At 41.3% G+C, this 7,597-nt stretch carries 10 protein-coding genes; 5 read left to right on the top strand and 5 right to left on the bottom strand.

What is annotated here, in order from left to right; genetic code table 11:
- Positions 1 to 285: IS4/Tn5 family transposase DNA-binding protein (locus V7K89_RS35955; protein WP_442941711.1), on the bottom strand; the 285-nt coding region annotated here is incomplete at its 3' end.
- A gap of 438 nt (positions 286 to 723) precedes the next feature.
- On the opposite strand from V7K89_RS35955, the gene V7K89_RS18355 reads away from it, so the two are divergent.
- A complete protein-coding gene (locus V7K89_RS18355) occupies positions 724 to 1,104 on the top strand; it encodes a PEP-CTERM sorting domain-containing protein (protein WP_335189537.1) in 381 nt (126 codons plus the stop codon).
- 291 nt (positions 1,105 to 1,395) lie between these two features.
- Here V7K89_RS18355 and ebsA read toward each other — a convergent pair whose 3' ends face one another.
- Entirely contained in the window at positions 1,396 to 1,770 is a 375-nt protein-coding gene (gene ebsA / locus V7K89_RS18350) for a type IV pilus biogenesis protein EbsA (protein WP_335189535.1), read from the bottom strand.
- Between the two features lie 471 nt (positions 1,771 to 2,241).
- On the opposite strand from ebsA, the gene V7K89_RS18345 reads away from it, so the two are divergent.
- Both V7K89_RS18345 and V7K89_RS18340 read left to right on the top strand, forming a co-directional pair.
- Positions 2,242 to 2,505, top strand: a complete 264-nt coding sequence (locus V7K89_RS18345; protein WP_335189533.1) for a hypothetical protein — start codon at positions 2,242 to 2,244, stop codon at positions 2,503 to 2,505.
- Positions 2,506 to 2,590: 85 nt separating this feature from the next.
- Positions 2,591 to 2,923, top strand: coding sequence for a hypothetical protein (locus V7K89_RS18340; RefSeq protein WP_335189531.1), 333 nt, complete (start codon positions 2,591 to 2,593; stop codon positions 2,921 to 2,923).
- Between the two features lie 385 nt (positions 2,924 to 3,308).
- On the opposite strand, the gene V7K89_RS18335 is transcribed toward V7K89_RS18340, so the two are convergent.
- The 3 genes from V7K89_RS18335 to V7K89_RS18325 form a co-directional block, all read right to left on the bottom strand.
- Complete coding sequence (locus V7K89_RS18335; protein WP_335189529.1) at positions 3,309 to 4,211, bottom strand: MBL fold metallo-hydrolase; 903 nt, start codon at positions 4,209 to 4,211, stop codon at positions 3,309 to 3,311.
- An 11-nt stretch (positions 4,212 to 4,222) separates the two neighbouring features.
- On the bottom strand, positions 4,223 to 4,606 hold the full coding sequence (panD, locus tag V7K89_RS18330) for an aspartate 1-decarboxylase (RefSeq protein WP_335014121.1): 384 nt from the start codon (positions 4,604 to 4,606) through the stop codon (positions 4,223 to 4,225).
- Between the two features lie 245 nt (positions 4,607 to 4,851).
- Positions 4,852 to 5,364 (bottom strand): inorganic diphosphatase, encoded by a 513-nt coding sequence (locus V7K89_RS18325; RefSeq protein WP_335189527.1) that lies wholly within the window; start codon positions 5,362 to 5,364, stop codon positions 4,852 to 4,854.
- A 361-nt stretch (positions 5,365 to 5,725) separates the two neighbouring features.
- Here V7K89_RS18325 and V7K89_RS18320 point away from each other — a divergent pair, with 361 nt between their 5' ends.
- Together V7K89_RS18320 and V7K89_RS18315 are read left to right on the top strand one after the other, a co-directional pair.
- Complete coding sequence (locus V7K89_RS18320) at positions 5,726 to 6,082, top strand: PadR family transcriptional regulator (protein ID WP_335189525.1); 357 nt, start codon at positions 5,726 to 5,728, stop codon at positions 6,080 to 6,082.
- A gap of 408 nt (positions 6,083 to 6,490) precedes the next feature.
- Positions 6,491 to 7,036 carry a hypothetical protein gene (locus V7K89_RS18315; protein WP_335189523.1) on the top strand — a complete coding sequence of 182 codons (546 nt, stop codon included), beginning with the start codon at positions 6,491 to 6,493 and terminating at the stop codon, positions 7,034 to 7,036.
- Positions 7,037 to 7,597 lie beyond the last annotated feature (561 nt).

Below are 7,597 nucleotides of genomic sequence, written 5' to 3'. Positions count from 1 at the left end.
AGCACTGTGTAATATTAAACCGTTACCTCCCTTTCCAATTGGACCGTAACCTTCTTTTTTAGCCTCAATACTGCCATAATCTTTGAAAAGTCGTGCTTGAAAATTGCACTTTTGGATTGGCAAAAACTCATAGGCTCTTTTGAGTACGGTTCCACTACTGAAAATGGACGACAGTGCTTTGCCAAATCCAATACTTAGAGCATAGCCTATCGACATTGCACGCTCATTTAATCGGCGATCGCCTAGTTCACAGGTTGCAAAATTTTTCTCCCACCAATCCAACATTGCTTGTCACCTTTAGCACCCGATTTCAATTACTCTACCGTATATACGGTGCTGTTTCTTAAATCCTTTGTTAGCTAGCTTTTCGAGACTTAACGGGAAAAGTCAGGTGCTTTTGCCGCTCAATTCATCACAATTAAAAGCACTGGCACATTATCAGGAGCTATCGAACTTCCCAGAAATAATCCCAATTTCAATAACAGTATTACTCGTATTGATACGGATGACACTGGAACTTATTACCAGAACTTAAATACTAATAATAATCCTAATTATGTTCCTGTATACCAGTCAGATTATTTAAAGGTAGAAACACGCTCTGATGGAAGTCTGCATTACTTTGTTGAGTTTAAAGGTATTCCGATTGTCTCGTTTGATGGTGTTCTTACATCGCTGGTTCTTTCTGGTGGTCAGTTGACTCCCTTTCTCTACCAGGGACAATTGGCAGGAACCACATTTCAAGGAGTAGTTCAGGATGAATTTAATCTTACAAAAGCTTTCTACACTGGTACTGTCACAGACCCAGACACCGGAAAGAAGTATCAAGGTACTTTTGAAGTGAGTGGATATGGGGAACGATATAGTAATTCCAATGGTAATTTAACTCCCACGGTCTTTGATTTCCAGTCTGATGTTGCAGGTTTACCGAGTGTAACATCCTTGACCATAACTAACGCTAGCTTGGCAAATTTAAGAATTAAAGTACCTATAAATGAAACTTCAATTCCAGAACCCGCTAGCCTTCTCGGAACTCTGATGGTAGCTGGTTTTGGCATCGTTATGAAAAAAAGAAAAGACATCGGACTTAGGAAGACGTTTTAAAACTGAAAGGCTATTGTCAGAAAGCTCACAAGGCTTATAGCAGTTCCCATTCAGATGCGGTACTATATCACTAGGTGTAGGGAACATGCCGTGCCCCTACGTGTGTACCTCACATAAAAAAAAACCGCTATAAACTGAATTATAAACATCAGTCCCTTGTGAGCAAATGATCTTATAAAATAAGGACTAAAGTCTTTACTGCAAACTTGCTTACCCATCAATTTAAAATTGATAAACTATTAGTGTAATTTTAAATATAAGCCGGACTTTTGCAAATCCGGCTGAGTTTAATCAATCATCTATACGCAGTAACTTGCGATAAAAGGGTTGTGAAAAATCGGTCACACGATAACGTTTATAGTTGTCCATAAGTTCAATTAAAAAATTAATAAACTCGAAACTAGCCATCATCAGTTCATAACTTAGGTCAGCATTGCCATCAAACTGGATTCGGCAACGGGTTAAGTCTGAGGGTAAAGTAGCAACATTCCAGGAGGCGACAAAGGGAACATGTTCGCTGGCTTCGATCTTCCGATGTCCCTCCAAGACCCCTTTTTGATAAAGACTGATAGCATAGGGTAAGAAATTGCGCCTAGTGCCCTGAATATAAGGTAAGTAAACACTGGCTTGTTGTTGAGTTGCAGGCTGGAGTTGCTCAATAGACATAGTTAAATATTCCTCAAGTTAGTTAACAACAGGGATACAGCAGTTCCCGCTATTGTGAGGTATGTTCTCAGTCCTGAAAGGGTACAGGAGATAGCAGGGAGGGGAGAAACTGTACTTCATAACAACAGGAAGCGCTGTATTAGTGGATGTTAGTAGTATTCCCCAAAGATGTGCCTAAAGTACATAGTGCGGGAGTAGTGCCGAGTGCTGAGTTGGCAATCCCACTTCTTTATTCAGCACTCATCACTTGGAACGGACTAAGGCACTTCAAAGATTAAGTAACAGAACCAGAGCTGGAACACTCGATCAATAGGAATGGTTGGAGTAGCGATGTACGGCTCTGAGCTTTTTAACTTGGATTGGCATGAGAAGCAGCTTGAGTACTTAAGCCTCAAACCTAATTTTGCTTCTTTTCGCAACTTCTAGCGTCACAGATTTCTTCCCAATGGCGAGGAATAGAGGGGTTCAAAATTGAAGGACGATTGGGTAGGCAATCGCCGAATTGAATCCGCATCTTTCACTACTGAGCAGAATCAAGGTGAAATTGAAGAGGCGTTCCAAGGCGATCGCTTCCTAGACAAACTCTTCTCTAAGCAACAAGAACGTTTTTTAAAGACAAGTGCTGAAATTGAAGTTCACTTTAATAATTTGCAAGTGCTTGGTTCAGTTCAAGCTTTTCGCTGGCAACCAAAACTTAGTGGCGGTTTGATTTATCCGATTCATTGTGAACGTTAGCACATACCTGATGGCAGACAGCTTAAGGTAAAATCCTTGCTTACCCAGATGAAGCACGGGGCTGATAAGCCGGGGGCATAACGTTATGCCTCCGGAAGCGAACGCTGTAGAGCAGGTTCTGGCTTCCTTGGGGAAAATGATCTGGGAATCCTATGTTAAAAGCAGACAGCCCTTGCTCAATCTGCCCGAAGAGCTTCTGCAAGCTTTGGAAGAAGATATTATAGAGTATATAAAAGACAGAGCGATCGCAGGTATTAAAGAAGTGAGCAAGCGAAAGTCTCTTCTGAAAGAAGCGATCGCTCAAGGTTTATCTTTAAACCAAATCAAAGAGAAAATTGCCAAGTTGAAAGCAGCCGCAGCGAAAGGAAAGGGCGGTACTATAGATAAAACTTTAATGTGTCCGCAAAGACTGAAATAAATTTATACCAAGACAAATAAAGTTAAATCCTGGGACGACCCGGAGAAACAGCAGGATTTTGAAGTTTTGTTAGAAAGATTAGAAAAGCTACTTTAAGATAATCTAAGTAAAAAATAGTATAATTATCCACTCAGCTTTATACCTCTTTGTCACCCCTTAAATCACTTTAGTTCTTAAATCGTAGCTATAAGAAGCTGCCATTCTTTTAAATAGTTTATTTCTATTATGTCCTAATCTATACTTCGATTGCTATATATCACGACACAGTTAATAAACTTGATCCTACATCCCGATATTGGGCATAACAATGGCTTCACAATAATAATCGCCAATGGCAGGCACTTGGTAATAGATGCATGAAAGAAGTGCCAACGAGTATTAAATATCACTTACCAACAGCTAATACTAGACCTTCATGAGCTAGTATGGCGTGAGGAAAAGCAGATTTAATATCGACTTGAACCTGGTCAAGAAAATCATCATGGTCATCTGGATGATGATGAGAAATAGCTAGCCGTTGAACGCCAGCACTCAGAGCAGTATTCACCGCAGCTTGCCAGAGTAAATCAGCAGAATCATGGTTATGAGATGTAGGTGGAGTGTAAGTGGCATTGGCAATTAGCAAGTCAACGCCTTGAATGAACCGTAAAATCCGCTCTCGCTCCACTTGATCGCCATTATGGTGCAAATCTGTGATGTAAGCAACACTATATTCTTGCCAAGTAACTCGGTAGCCAACTGACCGCTGAGTTTGATTAATTAATGCAGTTGTAATGGTGACATTATCTAACTTCACGTCACTTTCTGGAGTCAGATTGCAAAACTGCAATTCCGACTGCATTACCTGTAAAGGGTAAGGAAAGTGTGGCTGGAGCATCTGATCGTACAGACATTGTTTGATTGAGGCTCCATTTGAGGCAGCTATGCCGTAAATATGGAAGCAATTTTCCCCAATAAATGCGGGAGCAAAAAAGGGAAAACCCTGAATTCGGTTCAATTGGGAGTTGGTAAAAAATAAATGGGCTTCTAGTGGCTGTTGCAGTTCTTGCCAAGTTTTACCTAGTATGCGTAAGCCAGTACCACCATCAAAAATCAAGCGTTTCCCAGCTACATACATTTCTACACAAGCGGTATTACCACCATAACGATTAGTATTGCTACTAGGAGTGGGAATCAAACCTCTGACACCCCAGAATTGCACGATAAATTCACCTGCTGCGCTACTGGGCAGGGTAGATGACTTTTCTGTTATGTAGCTCTGGGAATCCGACAACTCAAAATTTGACATTTTCCTTGAAATTAGACCTTACTGAGCAGGTCATCGTAGCGCCGCACTTCTAAGAGCCTGTTTTTTTCGTCCACAATGACTACCGTAGGAGAGTAACTTTTTAACTCTTCTGGAGTGAACTGCCCGTAAGTCATTATAATCAAGCGATCGCCAATAATGCCTAGACGTGCCGCACCCCCATTTAGCTCAATTATTCCTGAATGAGCTGGAGCGGGGATCGCATAAGTAATAAAGCGCTGACCGTTGGCATTATTAACTACTTGCACCTGCTCATAAGGTAAGATACCAGCTTTTTCCAAAAGGATTTCATCAATGCTGATACTACCCACATAGTTGATATTTGCCCCTGTGAGGGTGCAGTTATGAATTTTTGCCAAAAGGAGAGTACGCTGCATTCTGGTTTGGGTTTGGTAGCAGTTTTTGCGATCCGTAACAAGCGAGAGTTCTGAGTACAGACGCGACGCCAGTCGCTACAACGGGGGGAACCCCCCTTCGGGTTCGGGGGTTCGCAATCGACGGTAACCGCCAAGACTGCGACCCCCTCACCGCAACGCGCTGGCTCATTAATCGCGTCTGTACAGGAGTTAGGAATAAAAATTCATAATTCTTAACTCCCAACTCCTAACTCCTAACTCCTCTATTATCCTCTATAAGCTTTGACGGATTTTTCTACTAAAGCTGCAACCTTATCCACATCTTGCCAACCGAGAATTTCAGTCACCTTTTTTTCCAAATTTTTATAACTACGGAAAAATTCAGCAATTTCATCTAAGCGGTGTGGTGCTACATCTTTCAAAGATTTTACCTGAGTGTAGCGCGGATCTTTATCAGGAACACAAAGGATTTTTTCATCGCGATCGCCACCGTCAATCATCTCCAAAAAGCCAATTGGCCGCGCAGCAATAATACAACCGGGAAAGGTCGGCTCGTCAATTATGACCATACCATCAAGGGGATCGCCATCATCAGCCAAAGTATTGGGTACAAAGCCGTAGTCATAAGGATATTGCACCGAGGAATAAAGTACTCGGTCTAAAGCAAAAGCTTGTAGTTCCTTGTCGTATTCGTATTTATTTTTACTTTTGCCAGTAATTTCAATCAGAACGTTGATTAGACCCGGTTTCGGTTGGGCAGGAATACGAGATAAGTCCACAAAAAACTCCTCTGATAACGGTGAATCATGAGGGCACTCAGCAGTCAGCTTCGCTCCCCGTGTAGAATTTTAGGGCAATATGGATCTCTTCCCAAGGTATTTGTTCTAAGGTATTGGAAATTGAGCATTGGTTATTTCTCCCTCATTTACCACCCTGTGGGAAGCTAACAGCTACATCTCCCGAATTCTTAGTTCCCTTAGAGGGTGTTTGAAAAGCCGGACAGGCTGGTAAAAAATATATCTCAGTATACGCTGTAAATAAATAGAAATAGCTGACGAAAATATTTTTTAGATAAATATAGACATTTATATATTTGTATAATACTATTAAAACCAATAGAACCTCCGAGTTATTGGAGCTATGGAAAAAAAAAGTAAAAATGATGAAATACTAAATATTTCAACTCTTGAGGGAGATATTCTGACTGTATTGTTAACTGCTAGAGAACTATATGGTTTAGAAATTCTTGAGAAACTCAACCCAGGAAGGCCCATTTCTTTAAGTTTTGGTAGTCTCTACCCTACTTTGAATCGGTTAGAGAAAAAGGGATTTATCGAATGGCGATGGGGTGATGAACAAGAAAGAACTGGTGGTGCAAGACGGAAATACTACAAAGTCACGGGATTAGGTGCAAATGTATTTAACCAGTGGCAAATATATCGTTCTCAGCTAGCTATGCAAGCTGCTCAAGGGCAAACTGCACTGGGGAGTATTTGAGGTAGTGGATAAGAATACTAAACGGAAACTAAAACGGATTTGGTGTGAGCGACTAGTTATAGGTTTATGTATATCTACCTCGCTCGGCTTTTTAGTTGTAAAAGCGCCAAGAGTGTACAATCATTTCGAGCAGTCCCAGGCGAAGCTGAATAATCAGGCGTCAATGAAGGATGTACTGGCGAAGACCATGCAGTCCGAAGAGGAGATGGTGCAGTCCCAAGGGGAGGTAGATCGATACCAAGGAGAGAGGGAGCAAACTCAGGCGAATCTGGCGCTGGTAAAGGAGTACAAGGAGAAGGATACGCAGTTGTTTCAGGCGCACATAAAACGGGCGCAGACACAACTGGCACAGTCCCAGGCTAACTTGTCGAACGCGGAGTCCCAGGCTTTGCCAGAGCAGGTAAAGTTATGGCAGGATCAGAAGGAGGAAGATCAGAAGAAGCTGAATCAGGCGAAGCAGAACCTGGCGTTGACAGCGGCGAGTGGAAGCAAAAGGTGGAGTTGGCACAGGAGAAAGCGAAGCAGTCTCAGACAAAGCTGGATCAGGCATTAGTAAACTATGAGGACAAGAAGGCACAGGCAAAGTTATGGCAGGCAAAACAGTCGCAGGTGCAGGCGCAGTTATGGCAGGCAAAGCAGTCCCAGACACAGCTTCAACAGGAATTTGTACCCCTGATATCAGCAGTGCTGATGTTCATATTAATGCTAGTACTGTTATTGAGACAAGGAAATAAAATATCTCTACCTTTAACTGGTCAATTAATTATTGTTCTTCCAGAAGAATGCATTGCTGAACTAGAAGCTTTACATCAGCAGATGAAATCTGACCAACGCTCTATCTGGTTTATCAGAAGGATCATGCTACGGTCTATTCTGGAATCGTTGTGGGCTTTCTTCATTCTAATTAATTTTGAAAATCTCTGGCTACCCAGAAACAAAGGGCGTACAAAATAGGCAAACGTACCTAATTGATGAAACGCTTACTGAGCAAGAGTTTATCTTTCAAAACAGAGGTTAACGATCTAATGCTAAAACCATTACATAGAAAGATTTATATGCTCGACATTCGTTTGCACTGAGATGAAAAAATTGATGAGTGATTTTTGAAATTCTTAAAAAAGTCAAATAAACATCAGAGTTTGACTACCAAATGAGCAACCTGTCCGACTCTCTCAACTTTCAGACAGGTACTCAACTTTGGCAAAGCTGGCAAGAAAAAATCTCAACTTTTACTTACCTATACTCTAATACTATGTCACGTCACAAATTACATCAATATCCGACAACTACAAATAACTAACTTAACCAGTTATTTCACCAACTTTCTCAAATTAGCCGTAATAGCAGCGAAAATACAGGATTGATCATTGCTTACTTAAGTTTACTAGGTTTCTTATCGGCTGGATTTTTTGGAATTTTTGCACAATTATACCAATTCTCTAAAAGCTGGCTACAGATAGTGCCTCTAAAATATATTGCCTTCGGGCAATAGATGCAATAATTGGTTTGGTTAAT

It is taken from the genome of Nostoc sp. (assembly GCF_036917515.1).
Lineage (GTDB): Bacteria > Cyanobacteriota > Cyanobacteriia > Cyanobacteriales > Nostocaceae > Nostoc.
Note: the sequence above shows the minus strand (reverse complement) of the source record. Positions and strands in the feature narration are given on the sequence as shown.